This is a genomic window from Chitinophaga terrae (ex Kim and Jung 2007) (assembly GCF_900107795.1).
Lineage (GTDB): Bacteria > Bacteroidota > Bacteroidia > Chitinophagales > Chitinophagaceae > Chitinophaga > Chitinophaga terrae.
On record NZ_FNRL01000009.1, the window covers coordinates 1 to 21,231 of the forward strand.

19 protein-coding genes are annotated in these 21,231 nt (G+C 48.0%); 11 read left to right on the forward strand and 8 right to left on the reverse strand.

Annotated elements, in window-relative coordinates:
* From BLV62_RS28975 to lepB, 7 genes are all read right to left on the reverse strand, one after another.
* The coding region (locus BLV62_RS28975) for a DUF4372 domain-containing protein (RefSeq protein WP_139170118.1) at window positions 1-251 on the reverse strand (251 nt) is incomplete at its 3' end.
* Between the two features lie 81 nt (window positions 252-332).
* A complete protein-coding gene (locus BLV62_RS11305) occupies window positions 333-2,720 on the reverse strand; it encodes a PVC-type heme-binding CxxCH protein (RefSeq protein ID WP_089761680.1) in 2,388 nt (795 codons plus the stop codon).
* 174 nt (window positions 2,721-2,894) lie between these two features.
* A complete protein-coding gene (locus tag BLV62_RS11310; protein WP_089761681.1) occupies window positions 2,895-4,037 on the reverse strand; it encodes a TlpA disulfide reductase family protein in 1,143 nt (380 codons plus the stop codon).
* Between the two features lie 74 nt (window positions 4,038-4,111).
* Window positions 4,112-4,663 carry a DUF1543 domain-containing protein gene (locus tag BLV62_RS11315; protein WP_089761683.1) on the reverse strand — a complete coding sequence of 184 codons (552 nt, stop codon included), beginning with the start codon at window positions 4,661-4,663 and terminating at the stop codon, window positions 4,112-4,114.
* A gap of 59 nt (window positions 4,664-4,722) precedes the next feature.
* Window positions 4,723-6,117, reverse strand: coding sequence for a glycoside hydrolase family 30 protein (locus BLV62_RS11320; protein WP_089761685.1), 1,395 nt, complete (start codon window positions 6,115-6,117; stop codon window positions 4,723-4,725).
* Window positions 6,118-6,231: 114 nt separating this feature from the next.
* Window positions 6,232-7,194 (reverse strand): YheT family hydrolase, encoded by a 963-nt coding sequence (locus tag BLV62_RS11325; protein ID WP_089761687.1) that lies wholly within the window; start codon window positions 7,192-7,194, stop codon window positions 6,232-6,234.
* A 25-nt stretch (window positions 7,195-7,219) separates the two neighbouring features.
* Window positions 7,220-8,425 carry a signal peptidase I gene (gene lepB / locus BLV62_RS11330; RefSeq protein ID WP_089761689.1) on the reverse strand — a complete coding sequence of 402 codons (1,206 nt, stop codon included), beginning with the start codon at window positions 8,423-8,425 and terminating at the stop codon, window positions 7,220-7,222.
* Window positions 8,426-8,641: 216 nt separating this feature from the next.
* Between lepB and BLV62_RS11335 the strand changes: the two genes are divergently transcribed.
* The 10 genes from BLV62_RS11335 to BLV62_RS11380 all read left to right on the forward strand — a co-directional run bounded on the left by BLV62_RS11335 (window position 8,642) and on the right by BLV62_RS11380 (window position 19,349).
* A complete protein-coding gene (locus BLV62_RS11335) occupies window positions 8,642-9,613 on the forward strand; it encodes a sugar phosphate isomerase/epimerase family protein (protein WP_089761690.1) in 972 nt (323 codons plus the stop codon).
* Between the two features lie 82 nt (window positions 9,614-9,695).
* A complete protein-coding gene (locus tag BLV62_RS11340; RefSeq protein WP_089761692.1) occupies window positions 9,696-10,904 on the forward strand; it encodes a tetratricopeptide repeat protein in 1,209 nt (402 codons plus the stop codon).
* A 254-nt stretch (window positions 10,905-11,158) separates the two neighbouring features.
* A complete protein-coding gene (locus tag BLV62_RS11345) occupies window positions 11,159-11,770 on the forward strand; it encodes a (2Fe-2S)-binding protein (RefSeq protein WP_089761694.1) in 612 nt (203 codons plus the stop codon).
* Entirely contained in the window at window positions 11,767-12,744 is a 978-nt protein-coding gene (locus BLV62_RS11350) for an FAD binding domain-containing protein (protein ID WP_089761697.1), read from the forward strand. The genes BLV62_RS11345 and BLV62_RS11350 overlap by 4 nt, the downstream gene beginning before the upstream one ends.
* The gene (locus tag BLV62_RS11355) at window positions 12,741-14,924 is read left to right on the forward strand and encodes a xanthine dehydrogenase family protein molybdopterin-binding subunit (RefSeq protein WP_089761699.1); all 2,184 of its coding nucleotides are present in this window, start codon (window positions 12,741-12,743) and stop codon (window positions 14,922-14,924) included. Before BLV62_RS11350 ends, BLV62_RS11355 begins: the two co-directional genes overlap by 4 nt.
* Window positions 14,921-16,039, forward strand: a complete 1,119-nt coding sequence (locus BLV62_RS11360; protein ID WP_089761701.1) for an XdhC family protein — start codon at window positions 14,921-14,923, stop codon at window positions 16,037-16,039. Before BLV62_RS11355 ends, BLV62_RS11360 begins: the two co-directional genes overlap by 4 nt.
* Window positions 16,040-16,049: 10 nt before the next feature.
* Window positions 16,050-16,640, forward strand: a complete 591-nt coding sequence (locus BLV62_RS11365; RefSeq protein ID WP_089761703.1) for a nucleotidyltransferase family protein — start codon at window positions 16,050-16,052, stop codon at window positions 16,638-16,640.
* Window positions 16,641-16,896: 256 nt separating this feature from the next.
* Window positions 16,897-17,778 (forward strand): phytanoyl-CoA dioxygenase family protein, encoded by an 882-nt coding sequence (locus tag BLV62_RS11370; RefSeq protein WP_089761705.1) that lies wholly within the window; start codon window positions 16,897-16,899, stop codon window positions 17,776-17,778.
* A 12-nt stretch (window positions 17,779-17,790) separates the two neighbouring features.
* Window positions 17,791-18,603 carry an SDR family NAD(P)-dependent oxidoreductase gene (locus tag BLV62_RS11375; RefSeq protein ID WP_089761707.1) on the forward strand — a complete coding sequence of 271 codons (813 nt, stop codon included), beginning with the start codon at window positions 17,791-17,793 and terminating at the stop codon, window positions 18,601-18,603.
* Between the two features lie 8 nt (window positions 18,604-18,611).
* A complete protein-coding gene (locus BLV62_RS11380; protein WP_089761708.1) occupies window positions 18,612-19,349 on the forward strand; it encodes a DUF72 domain-containing protein in 738 nt (245 codons plus the stop codon).
* Here the strand turns inward: BLV62_RS11380 and BLV62_RS11385 are convergent.
* A complete protein-coding gene (locus BLV62_RS11385) occupies window positions 19,338-20,117 on the reverse strand; it encodes an Fpg/Nei family DNA glycosylase (RefSeq protein ID WP_089761710.1) in 780 nt (259 codons plus the stop codon). The genes BLV62_RS11380 and BLV62_RS11385 overlap by 12 nt on opposite strands.
* A gap of 417 nt (window positions 20,118-20,534) precedes the next feature.
* Between BLV62_RS11385 and BLV62_RS11390 the strand changes: the two genes are divergently transcribed.
* Window positions 20,535-21,230 (forward strand): murein L,D-transpeptidase catalytic domain family protein, encoded by a 696-nt coding sequence (locus BLV62_RS11390; protein WP_225889639.1) that lies wholly within the window; start codon window positions 20,535-20,537, stop codon window positions 21,228-21,230.
* Window position 21,231: the final 1 nt, after the last annotated feature.

Sequence of the window (21,231 nt, forward strand, 5' to 3'; positions counted from 1 at the left end):
GGCGCTTTATCCAAACCCAGGTGGGACAACTTGCCCTCACAGGCCAACAGCCCCTCGCATAGCTCCCGCAGCCCGTTACAGTAACTGAACACCCCATACAGAAGGCTTACCAAATGAACCCGCAAGGGTAAGCGCTTATAATAACGGTTTGATTGATGCTTTCTGTTTGCCGCATTGATTATAGCACTGGGTATTACATCTAATATTTGAGATAATACCGGCTGTCCGGAAAAACTTTTATTTTCGCCCATGGTAATTTTAAGTGTGGTAACTCAAACTTACCAAATTGGGCGGTTCTTCGGAACTGCCTTTTTTCATCCTAAAACATTATTTTAGTCGGACAATAGTGATTTTTTATCTTTCATCAGGCGGCTTAACAACTGCCTGCTGTTCTTGTCCTGTACCCTGCCTATAGCTTCGGCAATTCCCAACACGGTAGCAGCATCCTGTTTTGCAATGGCGTCCAGGACCAGCGGCTGCCCGTTGGCCTGCAACAATGCTTTCATTGCATAACCTCTCATTTCCCTGGCGCCTGTATCCAATACATACTTCATCAATGTGTTGTTCTGATCTTTCAACTGGTATTTAACTACCAGGTCCACAAATTCCATCTTCCCCTCGAAAGACTGCAGGCTTTTAATCAGCAAAGGCCGCAGGGCGGGCGATTGCTGCAGCGCATTGGCCGGAAGCTGGAGGAACGCAAGAGCGTTGATATCATTTTGTTTAGGATGATTTCCGTGGAGCAGCGATAACAGCACCGGTGTGCTTTGAGCCGATGGGTAGAAATCGAAAGCCCTGAAATATCTTTTATTCTCGAACGGCGTATTACTGCCGTCCTGTATGATGGCAGCCAACAGCGGAAGCGCGTCGGCAGTTCTGGCTCTCCAGATTATATCTTTAGCAGCTTTGCTGAGCGGCTGGCCGGCAGTGAGTTTTCTCCAGGCCCTGAAACAGGTGTCCCAGTTCTGATCGGCCCCAATGCCAAGCGCTTCGAGATACCAACGATCGTTGCCATCATATTGAGTAGCAAGCCTGGCCCAGGTTTCAGCCATCCGGGGATTGTTGCTGTGATATAAGGATAAAAGCGCCTGCCTCCTGACTGCCGCTGATGGATCAGATACCAACAGATCCGCAGGTTCCATACCTTTCTCTTTAGCAGCACGGATAGCAGTGATACGTATGTCTTCATCCTTATCTTTTAATGCGTTGGTGAGATACCGGTCGCCGTCCGGCAGCTGCGCCAACAACCATAATGCCCTTGCACGATAACGGCTGTTATCACTGGCGTACATTTCCTGCAACTCTTTTTCCGCAGCGGCGCCTAATTCCTTAAGCCGCATCCAGGCAAGATAGCGGGTGCTTAAGTTAGGATTCTTCAGGGCTTCCACTGCCTCTGCGGCTGTCTGCAACTTCAGCGGCTTTATTTTGTATTTGCTGCCGGGGGTTGCTACCCTGAATACGCGCCCTCTATCCAGGTCGCCCACCTGGTGCCCTCCTACGCCGGGGTCATACCAATCGGCAATAAACAGGGAACCATCGGGCGCCACGGTAATATCCGATGGCCTGAACCACTGATCGCGCGTACCGGTAACAATATTTTCTATACGGGCGGTATACCCCGCGCCGGCTTTTGTTACAGGATAAGACCTTACAACATTATGCCCCGGATCTGCGTGTATCATCTGGTCCCTGAAAGCTGCCGGCAGCATTGTTCCTTCATAGATCACCATACCCGTAGGAGATCCCGAACCTGTTTGCAGGAGATTGGGAACCACGCCCGGATCGTTCAGGTGCCAGTGCCTGAAAGGAATGGAGTCTTCCATATTCATACGCCTGCTATGCCATCCTGCTCCGGTCATTTCATCCGTATATCCATAGTTGCCGTGTTCCAGTATGTAATTGATCCTCACAGCCCTGTTGCCGTCATCGTCGTTATCGCTCTGCCACATATTTCCAAAGGCGTCTACCGCCACTTCATAGTTATTCCTGAAATTATGCGCCATCACTTCCAGTTCACTGCCGTCGGGGTTGCAGCGGAATATCATTCCCTGCCTGTATGGCTTTCCTTTATTGGCTATGAGGTTTCCGTCCCTGTCCCTGATCCCCTTCCCGTTCTTGTCCAGGATGCTGTCTCCTGCATTCCCGAAATTGAAATACAATTTGCCGTCAGGTCCGAAAGTGAACGAATGGATGGCATGATCGTGCTGCACGCCGCCTATTCCGGTGAATAGCAACTCTTTGGTATCTGCTTTATCATCTCCGTCCGTATCTGTAAATATGAAAACATTAGGGCTGCACGAAACGATCACCCGGTTACCCAGCACACAAATTCCCAATGCTGCATTGATGCTGGTATCCTGGTAAAATACCTTCGCTGTATCCGCTTTCCCGTCGCCGTCCTTATCTTCCAGGATCATGATCCTGTCGCCCTGCGTTTTGTAGGGATGGCCAGGATTCAATTCGTTCCGGTAGTTATACGCTTCCGTGATCCATACCCTGCCCTTTTCGTCGATATCCATATTGGTTGGGTTCATAATGGCCGGTTCGCTGGCAAAAATCGTGGTTTCCAGGCCATCTATGGTTGTCAATCCTCTTACTGCATTTTCAGGGAGGCGTTGTTCTTTCTCTGTCAGCGGGGGAAGTTCGGCTTCTGGTTTGGCTGAATGGCAGGCGGCCATTATTATCGTTCCGCCCCATAGTAGCAAGTGTATATACTTCATACGTGGAATTTAACTGTCAGTTTAACACTTTAAAAATAGTAAAATAAACCGCATAAAAAAACCCGTCCCGGGAAACCGGAACGGGTTGTCATTTGTCATCCATTTCACCGAATAAAATATTCGTACCGTCATTGGCGCTAATACCATGCCGGAAATGGAATGTATGTGATTATTTTAGTGCAATACTTTTTCCAGTGCTTTTTCCAGCGCCTCGCCTCTCAGGTTCATTCCAATGATCTTGCCATCAGGGTCCAGCAGGAAGTTCTGAGGGATGGAATTAACCATGTACAATTTGGCAATATCGCTGTTCCAGAATTTCAGGTCACTAACGTGGTGCCAGGTCAGTCCGTCCTTTTTAATAGCTTCTGTCCATTTGTCGGTATCGCCCGGGCGATCGAGCGATACGCCGAGGATATCGAAATTCTTATCATGAAAGCGCTGGTATGCTTTTACAACATTCGGGTTTTCGGCGCGACAAGGTCCGCACCAGCTGGCCCAGAAATCAAGCAATACATATTTGCCTCTCAGGTCAGAAAGTTTCAGCGTATTACCTTCCGGTGTGGCAGCAGAAAAATCAGGCGCTATTTTGTTGATACCAAGACTGGCAGAAGCCTTGATGAATTGCTGTACTTCCAGGCCGAACGACGATTGTTTTACAGGTTTGGAAAATTTGTCGAATGCTTTCTGTGCCGCTTCAGAATCTTCCACTCTTGCGCCCAGTTGCTGCCTGAAGAGGATCAGGCTCAGGAAGTAATCAGGATGCTTTTCCACAAATTCGTTCATCACTTTTTCCTGTTCTTCCATTGCCACGTTCATTTGGGCTCTCAATGCCGCGTAGCCGGTAGTATCTGCCGGTTCAACATTCATCATTTTGCCTATCTGCGTCCGGATCTCGTTAATCCGCTCGCCGCTGCTTTTCAGCGCCGCGCGTATTTCGTTCGCCTGTGAGGTAAGCGGGGAACCGGTTACATCGATATTCGACAACACGTTATCCGGTGCGCCCTCTTTTACAGTTAACCTGATCTTATCGTTAGGCGTCAGGAACAGGTCGTTATATCCAACGATCATCTTGTCGTCTTTCCTGAACTTAACCTGCAGGTATCCTTCTACTGTATCTTTAACAGCATAGTTCAATGCAAATGTTCCTTTCGCAATCCTGGCGGAATCCAGCACTTTAGGAGTGCGGCCGCTTCTTTCAAGCAGGTAGATATACTGATCGTTGTAAGTTGCCGGAATTTTACCCGCAATAGTACTCTTCTGTGCAAAAACACCTGAGAAAGCCATCAATGCAAGACAGCTTAATGTAATTTTCTTCATTTTTTACGGTTGGTTGGTAACACCGAAAGTAGGAAATGGCCTCCAGTACAAAAATAAAATATTGACAAACGGTTTTAAAGCTTGTGCAACTGAAAATATCCCAGGTTTAGTTCATCGTTGCCGGCAACGGCAGCAGGAACTATTTCCAACTGGTATTTTTCTTTCAGGTGAGCCGGCAAGATGTCCTTTACCACGTATACCTCGTCTACATCTACCCCATATTTATCATCTACATGGGAAACAGCCGTTCCAAAACCTGTATGCCTGTAAAAGGCTGTTTGCTTCGCTTCCCTGATCGCCTCGCTGATATCAGTGTTTACGCTTAACAGCTTGTAATGAAATTCTTCCATCTCTCCCGGTTTATACCCTCCCAGGTTCAGGAAAAAAAGCTGCGGCCCTTCTTTTGGCGCAGCAGTTTTCTCAACTACTTTCACCTGGTGATGACCCACGAAATTCACCTCGCGGTAACCGTCGATATGCAGTTTATCCTTTGCTTCCGGCCAGAAGGCCTGCATATCCGGTACCAGGTCTTTTATTTCTTCCCCTATTCCAAAAAAAATATCATGTTGTTCAGTATGCCTGCCTTCGGGCTTGCAGCCCAATAATATCATAAATAACTTCAGCATTATGGATCCTTTTATCGATCCAAATTAACTTATTGGCAAAAGCCTGGCAAGTCTTTTTATCACCATACGTAAGTGGCCACCTCTCCGGGTTTCAGGCTGGCGCCGGCATAGTTTTCCCCATAGGCCAGCTGGAAATGCTGGTCCGACTGCCCGCTGTTCACCACTATCAATACTACTTTGCCGGATGGCGTTCTGAATGCCACGTTATGCAATTTGCCGGGGAAGGAAGACCCAAGGCGCACGGAACCCGCCGGAACGAACCTGGAAGCATGGCCGATCACGTAGTAAGAAGAATTGCGGGTGATGGTGTTGTTATCTATTGTTATAGCGCCTAAACACTGGGAACAACCACCTTTGTCGGTATGCGGTTTCCACTGCGCATCTGCCGCCAGGTTCCATTGCAGTACATTGCGGCTCCAGTTGCGGGATGCGCCAACTATCAGCCTGGCCGTATTTCCTGTGAGTTCATTGGCAAAACTTCCTTTACCATCCGACCATTGTTCGGTAAAGTAAAGACGCTTCTCCGGGAAACGGTCGTGTACCTTGCTCAGCGCATCTATAGTGCCGCCATACAGGTGAAAAGCCGAACCATCCACATATTTATACGCTTCTTTATCTTCCAGGATGCTGATCGGATATTCAGGTTTATCGCAATTGTGATCATATAAGATGATCTTAGTTTTAATACCGGCTTTACTGAACGCCGGGCCTAAATGTCCCTTTATGAAATTGGCCTGGTCGGGCGCCAGCATCAGCATACTGGGATTATTACCCGGGTGCAGTGGTTCGTTCTGGATAGTGATAGCATCTATCGTAATTCCCGCCTTCTTCATAGCCCTGATATATTTGACGAAATATTGCGCATAAACGGGATAGTACTGTGGCAGCAGGCTGCCGCCGATAAAAGACCGGTTGCTCTTCATCCAGGCCGGAGCCGTCCATGGCGAACCAAGTATTTTGATGCGGGGATTCAGTTTGAGTATCTTCTTTAAGACGGGGATCAGGTCTTTCTCTTCTTCCTTAATAGTAAAATGTTGCAGCAGCGTATCCGTTTCTCCTGCCGGCATATCGTCGTAGGTGAAAACATGATCGCTCAGGTCAGAAGCGCCGATGCTCAACCTGAGATAGCTGATACCTATACCATCTTTTGCCAGGAAGAGTTCTTTCAACACGCTGTCTTTTGTCCTGGCCGGCAATTGGTTAATCAGCGTAGCGCTTCCGCCGGTTAAAGTAAACCCGAAACCATCCATTTCCTGGTATGTTTCTTTTTCATTTACCCTGATCACCGGGTCGCCTGTTTGCTGTTTGGAAAAAGTCAGCGCTGTTTGCTGCCTGGTTAAAGTATTTGACCGGTCGGGTGAGGTGATCCAATAATCGATCTGCCGGTTGATCGTTTGTCCCACCCCTACAAGCGCCAGGAGCGCCGAGGATAGCAACAGTACTATTTTCTTCATGACGTGAGCGGTTTGGTAACGTGAGCGGCAACAGGATACGATGCCTTGCGCTGAAGATAAGGCAGGGAATTAATAAATCAAAGCCGGGCGGGATTGACAGGAACAAAGAACCGTTCAGGAAACTTCCTGCAGGAAAGCCAATGCACGTTTCTCTGACCAGTAGTACTTATTGCCGAAGTTCACAAAGCCAACATGCCCGCCTTTTTCAGGCGCCTGGAAAAAGAGGTAACTATGATCTCTGGCGATTTCATAAGGGTAACAATCCGCTCCCAGGAATGGGTCGTCCTGGGCATTGATCAGCAAAGTAGGCACTTGTATATCGTGCAGGTAAGCTTTGGAGCTGCATATTTTCCAATAGCTGTCTGCATTTTCAAAACCATGTATAGGCGCCGTGTATTTATCATCGAACTGCCTGAATGTCCGGATGCTGCTATAGTTTCGCAGGTCTATCTCCGGGAAGGCAGCAGCTTTTTGTTTCAGCTTCCCGCCCAGGTTCCTGATGAAACGGTTCATGTACACACGGTTATGCGGTTTCTCCAGTTCAATGGCGCCACTGGCCAGGTCGCAGGGTACCGACACGGCAACAGCAGATCTGACCAGTGCCGCAGCTTCGCTGTTCCTTTCACCCAGGTATTTCAACGTCACATTTCCGCCCAGCGAAAATCCAACCAGGTGTATGGATCTGTAGCGGTTGAGAGCAGCCAGGTAGTTAATAGCGAAATGAAGATCCTCTGTTTCCCCGCTATGATAGAATCGCAGGTTCTTATTAGGTTCTCCGCTGCAACCCCTGAAATTCAGGGAAACGGTATCGTAACCCGCTTCGTTGAAAATATGTACCATGCCCAGTACATATTTCCTTGTTGAGTCTCCTTCCAACCCGTGCAGGATGAGCACAACCTTATCGCTGCCTGTTTCGCTGAAATCGAGATCTATAAAGTCCTGGTCTGGCGTTGTAACCCTCTCCCTGCGGTACTTTGCAGCTTCAATTTGCCGGAATAAAGTAGGGTAGACCGTCAGGAGATGACGGTTCCTCAGCAAAAGCGGCGCTTCATAATCAGCATGTTGTAACATTGGCATGCCGCAAAATTACGAAATATGGGTTTTACCGGATCAGCGAAAATATCCTGTTCCACCTGATCTTTCCTTCTCCCACACTAAACCAGATCACCCATGCTTTGCCCATAATATGATCTTCCGGCACAAATCCCCAGTACCGCGAATCCTGCGAGTCGTTACGGTTATCGCCCATCATCCAGTAATAATTCATTTTGAAAGTATAGGTATTCGCTTCATGCCCGTTGATATAGATCCTGTCGCCCTTTTTTTCCAGGGTGTTGCCCTCATAGTTGCAGATGATCCTTTCATAGAAAGGAAGGCTGCAGGTATCGAGCGGTATGGTCACGCCCTTCTTCGGAATATAAACAGGGCCGAAGTTATCCACACTCCAGGGATAGTCTGATAGTTTAAACGGAAATATCCTGATGCTCCCGTTCTTCAGGTCCGAGGTCCATTGCTTTACATCTGCACCCATGGCGCGTAATGAATCGGCCTGCGGGAAGGTCATGAAATATACATAGGTGACGGAATCCAGCACGAGATAGTATTGGGGATTGAATTGCAAACGCCTGGCCACTGCAAAATCCACCTGCTTTTTATCCGGCATCCGTACCGTGAATTTCGCCTGCATGGCAGGTGGTTCAAAGGCTGGCTGATTATTAACAAACAACTTGCCCTGTATGCTGTAAACCGTATCACCAGGCAGCCCCACACAACGTTTGATCAGGGTTTCCCGTTTGTCGACCGGCCTGTATTGGGGAGGCAGGAAATTTTCCCGCATGGCTTCATACCCTTTGTCGGCCCTCGCCCAGAAATAATAATCTTCCTCCCCGAAATGCTTGTTCATCACTACTGTATCGCCCATCGGATAATTAAATACTATCACATCATTCCGCCTGATCTTTGAAAATCCAGGCAGCCGCTTATACGGCCATTGTACGGAGGTACTGAAAGGCTGCACCCTTTTGGTAAAAGGCATAGTATGATTGGTGAAGGGAACGGCAAGGGGGGTCATAGGAATACGGGGGCCATAGCTAAGCTTACTTACAAATACAAAATCGTTCACCAGTATAGTGCGTTCCATCGATTCGCTCGGTATTACAAATGCCTCGAAAATAAATGTCCGGATAAGCGTTCCTACTACCACAGCGAAGACGACAGCTTCCGTCCATTCGCGGACCCAGGATTTCTTCTTCTTATTTTGCTCGGTATGGTCTTCTACTCCTGGTTTGGCACTGAATAATAAGCTCATGTAAAAACTGTTTTGGATCAATAGTTTTTAGAAACTTTAATATTAATATAAAGAGCTGCTATCATGACGCAGTAAATGGCGTATAACCGTTACTGTTATAATTTATACTATTCTATCCCATTTAGCAAAAAAGTATCAAAACTATTCACTGGATAAAAATCCTTTACTAACTTGAGGTTGGTTACTAATTCACCCACGTTTACAATCATTTTCAGCATGCAAACTTCCAGACGCAGCTTCCTCAAGCAATCGGGCTTACTGGCAGGAGCTTTCCTGTTGTCTGACCGCCTGGCCGCTATGACCGCTAACCCGGCTTTACCTAAAAAGATCGGATTGCAACTTTTCACCCTTCGCGACCAACTCGCCAAGGACGCCACTTCCACGTTAGCCAAAGTAGCCGCCGTAGGCTACCAGGAAGTGGAAACCTTCTACGACTTCAGCGCCGGCGATGGTAAATTCTGGGGCCTTACACCCAAAGCCCTCAACGCCGTGTTGCAACAATACAAGCTATCGACGCCCAGCGGCCATTACCAGCTGAATGACTACCTCACCAGGGGAAATGGCAAGGCAGACGCTTTGCAGCCGCAAATTGAACTGGCAACCGCCCTGGGACAGCAGTACTTCATAGTGCCGGTGCTGCCGCTGGGACTATGGGATAAAAAACTGACCTCGGCCGATTACGGGTTCATGGCCTCTCAACTGAACAAAGCCGGAGAAGCGTGCAAAAAAGCCAATCTACGTATCGGTTATCATAACCATTACTGGGAGTTTAAACAACTGGCCGACACTAAACAAACCGGGTATGATATACTATTGAAAGAAACAGATCCTAACCTCGTTTCATTTGAACTGGATCTTTTCTGGGCAGTTAAGTCAGGTAAAGATCCTGTCAGCATTTTCAAAGAAGCGCCCGGACGCTTTGTGTCCTGGCACGTGAAAGACATGGATAAAAAGAACACCGGCAGCCTGACCGGCGCCGGTACCGAAAACAAAACATCCATGCAACTGCTTTCAGGCGTCAGCTTTGCTGAAGTAGGCACCGGCAGCATCAACTTCCGGAAGATATTTGACCAGGCAAAACTGGCAGGCGTTAAACACCTGTTCGTGGAGCAGGACAAAATAACTATCAATCCTTACGTCAGCATCACTAAAAGCTACCAATACGTTAAGAATGTGTTGTTAAAATAAATTCCTTTCCCGCCGGCTGCAGTGCTGCCGCCGGCGGGAAATTCCAGGTTTCCTGCGTAGCTTTGTGCAAATTTTTTTAGTCATGTCAATGCACGAAGTGGAATCATTGGTAGAACTTTCCGTTTATACCCTTGATAACAGTAACGATGAACAACTGGATCGCCGGAGTCTTATTTATAATCTGTATAAGCTCCAACAGCAATTCGATACAGGTTTTACCCATTTCAGGGTAATGGAGTTGCTCATCAAATACCATTACGTCTATACTTTTCCCATCACCGCACATCCGGAATACACAACATATAAAGACTGGTTTGATAACCTGGCCGCTTCAAAAAAATTCAGTTTCATTTTCCGCCAACCTACGGAAGCATACGACCCGGAAAGCAATCCCGCAGCCGGTTATGCCAACTTCGACCATAACACCCAAACCTATACGCTATACTGCGATGCAGGCTCCCTGCTTTGGGCAGCCATGGTTGAAAAGGGTTTGCTGACAGGAAACGACGCTATTGCGCCGGAAACCATCAATATATTTTCAGTAGCGCATGAAATAGCGGAACTGGCAGGCGAACAAAAGAACACTACCCTGCTGGGCATCTGGTATCAACTGCTTCCTTACATTGTAATGATGGAAGAACAGGAAGGCAATCCTATCAACTATAAAGCCCTTGAGGCCATCCTGGATATTGTAGTGGCCAATGAGGCAATAGACGCCGCCACACTTCCGTCAACAGACGATATTCCCGTGGGCGGCGAACTCGGTAAATTCTGCCAATGGTGGTATGCGCCCGCTGCCGATAAGATGAAGCAGGCAGCGGAAGAAACGCCTGAAGAAATAGACCTGGAATCCATTCCCTTCACCGAACAGGTAGAAAAAAGCGCCGCGTGGTACGAACAACAGGTAGTTCAACTGCTGCACACCGCCAACGATGCTATCGCCAACCTGGAAAACGGGGGCAGCGAAGAAGCCAATCAACAGATCTATCAACAACTCCTGCTCGCCCTGCAATATGCCGATAAAGGCCTGGAACTATCGCCCAACGAACCTAACCTGATGATGAACAAAGGTTCAGTACACATGCTGTTATCACAGTTCGATAAGGCCCTCGCAGCTTATAACGTTGCATTGGAACTCGCACCCGATAATCCCAACGTACATCTGAACCGCGCCATCCTCTTCTACCAGATCGACTGGACCGACAAAGCGATCAGCTCCTTCGAAAAAGTGCTGGAACTGGACCCCGGCAACGAATTCGCGGCACAGTGGCTCTCCACCCTCCGTGGGTAGTTTCACGCGGAGGTTTCACGCAGAGGGGCATAAGAAGCAAAGAAGCAAAGTTTTTTTTAAGGGGAAATAAGGAAGCAGAGGAGAGGAGATTGTGTTATGTGTTATTCAGCACATAACATCCTCTCTTTGCCTCTTAAAAATCCGCTTCGATCCAAAATCCTTTGCTTCTTTGCTTCTTATGCCCCTCTGCGTGAAACCTCTGCGTGAAACTCCACGATTTTTTGTATCTTTTACTGAAGCAAAATGCCTGAACCATGTTGCCAGAAAAAGATCCTCGTAATGAAAACCGCCGCGATTTCCTCAAGCAATCGTCTGCGTTGATGGCGTTGGCCATTACTCCTCCGCTTGTACTTAAAGCGGCTGCCAATGACGAAAAGATTGCCGGCCTGTTCGAAAAAGTACCTGTAAGCATGACCATTAATGGCCAGAAGGTGCAGCAAAGCGTTGAGCCTAGGGTGACGCTGCTGGATTTCCTGCGGGAACAGCTGGCGCTTACCGGTACTAAGAAGGGCTGCGATCATGGCCAGTGCGGAGCCTGTACAGTGCACGTGAACGGCAGGCGCATCAACTCCTGCCTGACCCTGGCTGTAATGCAGGAGGGTAACGAGATCACTACCATAGAAGGACTGGCACAGGGCGAAACGCTTCATCCAATGCAGGCGGCATTTATAGAGCACGACGCTTTCCAGTGCGGTTACTGTACACCGGGGCAGATCATGTCGGCAGTGGCTTGCGTCAGGGAAGGACATGCAGGCAGCCCGGAACAGATCAGGGAGTTTATGAGCGGCAATATCTGCCGGTGCGGGGCTTACGACAATATCGTTCACGCTGTTACAGCAGTAAAAGACGGAGGGGAAAAAGTATGAACCAGTTCTCTTACTACCGGGCATCAACTGTAAAAGCAGCGATCGATGCAGCCAGCAGATCAGGTAATACCCGCTTTATAGCCGGTGGCACCAACCTGCTGGATCTTATGAAAAGCGGCGTACTCACTGCAGAAACGTTGGTAGATATCAATAAACTTCCGCTGCGCGAGATCAGGCAGGAACAAAACCGTTTGCACATCGGCGCCCTGGTACTTAACAGCAGCCTGGCCGAAGATGATATTGTGAAGAAGCAATATCCTTTGCTATCGGAAGCCTTGCTGGCAGGGGCTTCGCCTCAGCTCAGGAACATGGCCACCGTAGGCGGGAACCTCCTGCAAAGAACCCGTTGCACCTATTTCTACGATACTACCATGCCGTGCAATAAACGAACTCCCGGAAGTGGCTGCGGCGCGATGGATGGCATAAACCGCATGCATGCCATATTCGGCGTCAGCGACCAATGTATTGCCGTACACCCAAGCGATATGTGCGTAGCGCTGGCAGCGCTGGATGCCAATATCCTTGTGGCCGGTCCTAAAGGGCAAAGAACCATTGCCATGAAAGACTTTCACCGGCTGCCGGGAAACACCCCGCAGCTCGATAATACACTGGGCAAAACAGAATTGATCACTGCAGTGGAAATACCTGCGGCTAACTTCACCAACTGGCATTACCTGAAAGTGCGCGACCGCGCATCGTACGCCTTTGCACTGGTATCGGTTGCCGTAGCGTTGCAGGTAGAAAACAACCGGATCAAAGATGCCCGTATTGCCCTGGGCGGAGTAGCGTCTAAACCCTGGCGGCTACTCCAAACAGAACAACTGCTGAAAGGCCAGACTCCAACGGCCGACAACTTCCGCAAAGCCGCCGAAAAAAGTATTGAAGGCGCCGTAACACGTACGTATAATGCCTTTAAACCCGCGATGGTCGTAAACAGCATACAAACGGCCTTGCTCAAATCTGTTGCCATATGAAACAAGCCGCAAAAGGAAATTCGCTTAACCGGGTTGACGGAGCGCTGAAAGTGACAGGAGCAGCCAAATACTTTGCAGATCACCAGGTACCTGGTATGCAATATGGCGTGCTGGTTTGCAGCACCATCAGCAGCGGTACCATTAAGAGCATTGATGCCGTAAAGGCGCTGAAAGCGCCCGGCGTAACTGCCGTTGTTTCTCACCTGAACACACCTCCCGTTCCTGGCTTTAAACAGGACTACAGAGGACTGAAAATATTCAACGACGACAGGATATATGCCAACGGCCAACCCATTGCCATTGTAGTTGCCGATACACTGGAAAGGGCCACGTATGGCGCCAGCCTTGTTAGCGTTACCTACAACCAGGAAACGCATCAGACAGATATCAGCAAGAACATCGGGAAAGCCTACCCGCCAAACAACGACAAAGGCTACCTGCGGGGCGAAGCAGACGCCTGGAAAAACGCTGCAGTCAATATTTCGGCAACCTACACCATCCCGCTGGAAGTACATAATCCAATGGAACTGGCAGGTATCATTGCGCATTGGACCTCGGCAGATACCCTTACTTTATACGCGAAAACCCAGGGTGTAAAAAATGTACAGGGCACCCTCTCTAAAGTCTTCCAGTTACCGCCTAACAACTTCACCGTTCATTCGCAGTTTGTAGGCGGGGCGTTTGGAATGGGTCTACGGGTATGGCCATTGGAAATAGCTGCGATCCTGGCCGCCAGAAAAGTGCAGAAACCTGTTAAGCTGGTTATTTCACGCAACCAGATGTTCACCATGGCAGGCTACCGCCCTTACTCCATCCAGGAACTTAATATAGGCGCCACTGAAGATGGCAAACTGGTAGGTATTACACACAAGGCCACTGCCAATACCTCGGCTTACGAAACGTTCACCGAAGGCATTGTAGCCATGACAAAGTTCATGTATGCCTGCCCCAATGTAAATACCCAATACCAGGTTGTTCCGCTGAATATAGGCACACCTATATGGATGCGCGGTCCCGGCGAAGCTACAGGATCGTTTGCACTGGAATCGGCTATCGACGAACTGGCCTACAAACTGAAACTCGACCCCCTGGAGCTGCGTATCCGCAACCATGCCGATATTGACCCTGAACATAACAGGCCTTTTTCCAGCAAATACCTGAAGGAAGCCTACCAGACAGGCGCAGAAAAGATCGGCTGGTACCAGCGGAACCCTGCCCCGAAAAGTATGACGGAAGACGGTATGCTGGTAGGATACGGCGTAAGCAGCGGAACATTTGGCGCATACAGGTCAGGCGCCACGGTAATGGCTACACTAACGCCGGAAGGATTGGTACTGAAGAGCGCGGCCAGCGATATAGGTCCGGGTACCGGTACCGCGATGGTGCAGATCGCAGCCAATGCAACCGGGTTGCCAACAGGGAGAATTAAATTTATGCTGGGCGAATCGGCTTACCCTAATGCACCTCAGCAGGGAGGCTCCGCTACCGTTTCAACAGTGGGCAGCGCCGTTAGCGACGCCTGCAAAGCATTAATGAATGAACTGGGGAAGATGGCTATCAAAGATCATCCATCTTTTAAACAGGCAACAATAGAAGAATTGCAACACGGGAACGGACAACTTTCTGTTGCTAACAAAGCAGGAAGCGCCGTAACATATGCGCAGCTCCTCAAAGATCTTAACCTGCCGGAAGTAAGCGTAACAACTACTTCCCAGGCAGGAGAAAATGCAAAGAAATACTCTATGTACGCCTTCTCTGTTCATTTTGCAAAGATCCACGTACATCCGCTCACCGGCGTAGTACGTATAAAGCAGGTAGTCAGCGTTGCGGATGCAGGTACAATTGTAAGTATGAAAACAGCCAGGAGCCAGATGATCGGCGGGGTTACGGGCGGTATCGGAATGGCGCTAATGGAAGAAGGACTTATAGATCACCGGTTTGGCAGGTATGTAAACAACAACTATGCAGACTACCATGTACCTGTAAACGCAGATACGCCGCCTATTGATGTATATTTCGTGGATAAACCCGATCCTGTCATCAACCCGATGGGAGCAAAAGGAATGGGAGAAATAGCCCTGATCGGTTTTGCAGCGGCAGTGTCTAATGCCGTATACCATGCCACCGGCAAACGGATACGGGAGTTGCCGATTACGCCGGATAAAATATTATTAGCATGAAAGAAATAACAGATATCGTAAAAGCATACCAACGCGCCAACCGCCAGCAATTGCAAACAGTGCTGGCAACAGTTGTACATGTAGAAGGCTCCGCGTACCGGCAGCCCGGAGCGCGCATGCTCATTACAGAACGTGGAGAGCTGACAGGCGCTATCAGCGGCGGTTGCCTGGAAGGCGACGCACTGCGCAAAGCGTTGCTGGTGATCCAGCAACAAAGATCACAGCTGCTGACATACGACACCAACGATGAAGAAGATAATACCCTGGGAATAGGACTTGGCTGCAATGGAATTATTCACATTCTCCTGGAACCGGTGAATGCAGAAGATCCTTTCAATCCTGTTATGTTGCTCGCCCAATTGCTGGAACAACGGCAACCAGGGGTAGTGGTAACTCTCTTCAACCTGCAAAACAGGAGAGCTGTTCAGCCAGGCACCTGCCTGGTACAGGTAGCCGGCAAAACTATTTACAACAACAGCGGCGACCCGGCATGGCTGAACAATACCGCACAGGCATTCTTCAAAAAGCAGTCGGTTATTTTTTCGAGAGATGAAATAACAGGTCTTATTGCCTACTACCCTCCTCCTATCCAATTGCTGGTTGCAGGTGCAGGCAATGATGTGCTTCCACTGGCAAACATCGCGGCGATACTGGGATGGAGCACGCACGTAGCAGATGGCAGGCCGGGATACGCCACGCCGGAAAGGTTTCCATCCGCCGATAGCGCTGTCACAGCCAAAGCCAGTGATATTTTGAACAAATGGAAACCGGATGCTTTTACAGCAGTTGTGCTGATGACACATAACTACCGGTATGATCTTGTATTGCTGCAACACTTCATTCAAACAACAGTTCCGTATATCGGCGTATTGGGCCCGGCAAAGAAACTGCAAAGGATGATAACGGAACTGGAAGATAGCGGTACAACGCTGTCATTTATCCAACGCGAGAAAATATATGGACCCGCAGGATTAGACCTGGGCGCCGAAACTTCAGAAGAGATCGCACTATCTGTGATCAGCGAGGTCAAAGCCGCTATTGCTGCAACCAATGCCGCTCCTCTAAGGACCAAGAGCACAACTATTCATGCCAGGGAAAGGCAGATCATTCTTTAATTAATGTAAAATGAAAACTACAGGCATCATCATTTTAGCCGCCGGCGCATCCAAACGCCTTGGCACCCCAAAACAACAGTTGCAATACCAGAACAAAAGCCTCCTGTTAAATGCGGTACATACTGCATGCAATACCGGCGCATCGCCGGTAGTAGTGGTGCTGGGTGCATACGCCACCCAGATAAAACAGGCATTAGCCACAGAAGAGGTGCATACGGTGGTCAACGAACAATGGCCGGCCGGTATGGGCAGTTCTATACAAACAGGCATGCAGCATCTATTGAAAATCGCACCGGATGTAAACAGCGTAATGCTGCTGGTATGCGATCAACCACATATCACTTCCTCACTGCTACAGGAACTTCACCAGTTAAAGACCGGCACTGGTAAACCGCTGGCCGCCTGCTCCTACGGCGATACTTACGGAACGCCCGCCATCTTTGATAAACCGTTCTTCCCTGAATTGCTCGCCCTGCACGGCCAGGAAGGCGCCCGCAGGATCATTCGCCGGCATATAGATAATACCGCTACCCTGCATTTCCCCCAGGGACAAATAGACATAGATACTTCTGCTGATTATGAACAGTTAACCGCCAGATAAAAAAAATTTTTTTGGAAATAAAAATGGATCATCTATATTTGTCTACAAGTTTGGTAGACTAATAAGTTTTTATACCATGAACAACCATCAACATACATCAGAAACCAACCAGATTTATTTGGTCATTCATTCCAACAAGGTAATGGATGCCTGCTGTTGTTGTTGATCCTGTCCCCCTCTGCAGCCAACTCCCACCAATTTTGCTGCATATTTAGTTTAATAAATCACATACTCCAACCTTAAAAAATTTGTCGTCATGAAAACGATCAACCAACCCGTTTTCCATCTCGAAGATGGAATTACTGCCGCACATTTGTCCTGGTTCCAGCAACATGGTGTTATCCAGTTTAAAGGATTTTTGAAGAAGAATGAATTGCAACACGTAATAAATGAAGTGCAGCAGGTACAGGATACCTTGCTTAGAGACAATGTTCAAAAGATAAACGGGATCCCATTGAAATTCGGTACGGATGTAGATGGCAGCCCCCTTATCCAACGTATCGCTTTTGCCTCTCACTATAGTAAAACTTTCAGTGAGTTATTAAAAGACAGGCGTCTGCAAAGCTTATTATCGCTGCTGGGGCCTTATACAGGCCGCATTGGCGAAAATGAGAAAGACGGGCTGGTGGTCAATCACTATGTAAACAGCGCCGACAGCCAGTTTAAACAATTGGGATGGCATACCGATAGTCCCAGGGACCTGTTCCTTGGTTCGCGCATCCTTCCTATGCTGAATGTAGGCATTCACCTCGACGACTGCCCTGCCGGGAACGGGGGCCTGAGAGTGTTGCCAGGTACTCATACGCAGGGGTTATTAAAACTGTTTTTCAGGAAGAAGTATTTTATTGACAACACGCCTGATGAAAACGAAACAGGTTTTGATATTGAGGCGGGCGACCTTACCGTGCACGATGGCAGGTTATGGCACCGGGTGCAGCAATCGCCTAACGTGGGCGAAAAAAGCAGGCGCAGGGTGATGTATATTCCTATTATCACGGGAGCTTACCAGCCCAAAACAGCGGAAAGTCCTACTCCCTTCTACCATAAACTGGCCAGTGTAAAACAATACCTGTATGGAGGTAAACCACAGTGGGCCAGTGCAAAAGCCACTGTTGTAAAAAGTAGTTCACTCTCTTAAAATCACCTGATCATGTCATATGCTTTAGTTACCGGCGCCGCCAAGGGAATAGGCAAAGCAATAGCTGCAGAGTTAGCAGAAAGGAATTATAAATTGTTGCTGATAGACCTGGATGAAAATTCATTGGATAAAACGGCAGAAGAGCTTTCTGCCAAATACCAGGTGCATGTACATACACTGCACCAGGATGTTTCGGCTCCTGATGCCCTGCAAAACATCTTTACATTCACTACTCCGTACCACGACCAGTTAAGCGTGGTGGTGAATAATGCGGGGTATGGCATCAACGGCGCGTTTGAGCAATTGTCGCTGGACGAGCAGTTAAACATCATCGACGTCAATGTAAAAGCACAGGTAAAACTGTCTTACACCTATATCCCTATACTACGTCAATTTCCTAAAGCCTACCTGTTGAACCTGGCCAGCACCACGGCTTACCAAACGGTGCCCTACCTGAACATCTATGCTGCTACCAAAGCGTTTGCGCTGTCGTTCACCCGGGGGTTAAGATACGAGTTGAGGAACTCCGGCATTTCGGTCAGCGCCCTGAGCCCTGGCAGCACAGATACTGATTTTGTAAACAGGGCCCGGATGGGGCAGCATACAAGGCGGATCGCCGACCGGTTTAACATGACCGCAGAACAGGTTGCTAAAATCGCCGTCAACGGCTTATTCAGCGGCAAAGCGGAGATCCTTCCGGGGGCTGTTAATAAACTAAATGCCTGGCTGCCGAAATTCTTCCCTAAAGTATTTGTAGAAAAAATTGCTGCAGGAATTTATGAACCCAAAGAACCTACGGGAACAACATTTGCTTTACCATCCTAAAAAAGAGGATGCTAACGGGTATACATATCGGAACATCGGGATGGAGTTATGCGCATTGGCGTGATATATTCTATCCCGAACATTTAGCGGGCAACGAGTTGCTGCCCTGGTATGCGAAAACATTCAAGGTTACAGAGATCAACACCAGCTTTTATCACCTTCCATTGGTGAGCACTGTGGAAAAATGGGCTGGTGAAGTACCTGCGCGTTTCAAATTCTGTCCAAAGATCAGCCGCTACATCACCCATGTAAAACGGCTGCTGGAACCTGAAGAAACATTGCCCAAGTTTTTTGATGTATTCGATCACATTCACAAAAGGCTTGGACCGGTACTGATCCAGCTCCCTCCCACCCTGCAGTTTGAACAGGAAAGAGCGGCTCATTTCTTCCAAATACTGAAAGATAACTATAAGGACTATACGTTTGCATTGGAAGCCAGGCACGAAAGCTGGCTGGCCGACGAACCGATGGAGCTGCTGAAAAAATACAGGATCGCCTGGGTTATTGCCTATTCCGGCAAGCGCTGGCCTGCAGCAGAAGAAGTAACCGCTAAAGATATATACCTGCGGTTTCATGGCCCTGACGGGCACTTCGCTACCAGTTATACCAATAAGCAAATTGAAGGTTACGCAAAAAAGATCAGCGACTGGCAGCAGCAACGGCATCGCATCTGGGCTTTCTTCAATAACGACGGACATGGCTATGCCATTAAAAACGCGCTCGCGTTAACGGATCTACTTAAATAGCTCCTGCTCTTCTGTATAGTAGGTTGTTCTGCCCCCAACGGCACTGGTTTCAATAGGTTTTCCTGTTGGGCTTTCTTTCAGTTTCTTACTATGCACCAGCATGAAATCCCTTATTTCTCCATTGATAATATCAGGGTCGCTTTTAAGGATATTCTTTTCTGCCCGGGTTAAAACATCATGAATCGCTTTATGCAGTTTCTTTACTGCTGCAGCCGGTATTTTATTGCAAACAGAGAACGGGCTTATCCTGGCCTCCCAAAGTATATCGTCGGCATAGGCGTTGCCGATACCCTGTACATTATGCTGGTCTAAAAGGAACTGCTTGATCGTGACCCGTTTCTTTGAAAGCAGATCTTCCAGGTATTTCAGGCTGAAAGCTTTATCCATAGCGTCCGGAGAGCCTTTATCTTCAGGGTCCAGCATTATATGGGCAGCGCCCTGGAAGTCGGTTAGCACCAGTCCTGTACCATCTTCGAATAAGAGGGTAACGATCGGGTATTTCTCTTCATTTTTATCTTTAAAGAAATACAATTTACCATGCAACATGAGGTGCATACCAAGAACATGATCATTGGCAAACCTGAATTGCAGGGTTTTTCCCACGCGATCGATAGACTCCAGTTTTTCGCCATCCAGCGCCTTCCTTAAAGCAGCCTGGGATGTAGTGATCTTTTTGGCATTCTCGACGGTGATGGTCTTCAGTTTTTTATGGAGCAGCTTTTTACTGAGGTTCTTGCTAAAGGCTTGCAGATCGGGTAATTCAGGCATATATGGTCTGTTTTATATAAATATAAAATAAAAAAGGTTGTTAGACTACTAACAACCTGCAAACGGTATGGTTTTCTTTTATTTTACGAAACTTGTCTCCTTCCACACTAACATCAGTTCAAAGATATATTTTATATAAAAAAATACTATTCAGATATTGTCTGTTTCTGAATGAAAATTGCACAGATATAAAGATCATTTTCATATGTGAACAAGTCGTTAAAATGCCTGTAACAGCGGCCTCCGGCAAGGTATTTTAAGGCTTTTTAAACCATGTTATAACGTAAAAGGGGTTATCTTTGGACCCTGTGCCTTTAATTTATTAACCAGTTAAAAAACTACGGTGTGAACATGAAAGTGAAGAAGACGATCCTAAAACCGTTAATTGTAATTTTTACAACCTGTCTTTTTGCCTTTTTGATTACTTCGTTAACAACCACAGAAAAATCAACCGCCGCTACACAGCCAACGGGCGCCGTGAAAGTTGACTCGCTTAAAACTGAAGAAAGCCTGTACGACAACCTGCACCTGGATTCTTCTGGATTGTCAAGAGAAGCATTCGATCATGCATTGATAGGATATGAACATCTGAAAGCCCAGGGTAAGATCAAAAATCCCGATGTTCTTTCTATTGTGGATTTTTCCTTACCAAGCACTAAAAAACGTTTATTCGTTATAGATATGAAGAATAGGCTGCTGTTGTTCAACACGCTTGTATCTCATGGCCGGAACAGTGGAAAAGATATGGCTAATGCCTTCTCCAATGCGCTTAACAGCTTTAAAAGCAGCCTTGGATTTTTTACGACCGCCGATACTTATAACGGGGAACATGGTTTATCCCTTCGCCTCATTGGTGAAGAACCCGGCATAAACGACAACGCCCTGGCAAGAGGAATTGTAATGCACAGCGCAAGCTATGTGAACGAAAGCCTCGGGAAGCTCCAGGGATATATTGGCCGCAGCCTCGGCTGCCCCGCCATTCCTGAAAACATCCATCGGAAAGTGATCAACACCATCCGCGATGGCTCCTGTTTATTCCTCTACAGCCCGGATAAACATTATGCTTCCAGGTCAAAGTTAGCTGCTCCTGATCCACAGATTGCAGGACTATAAC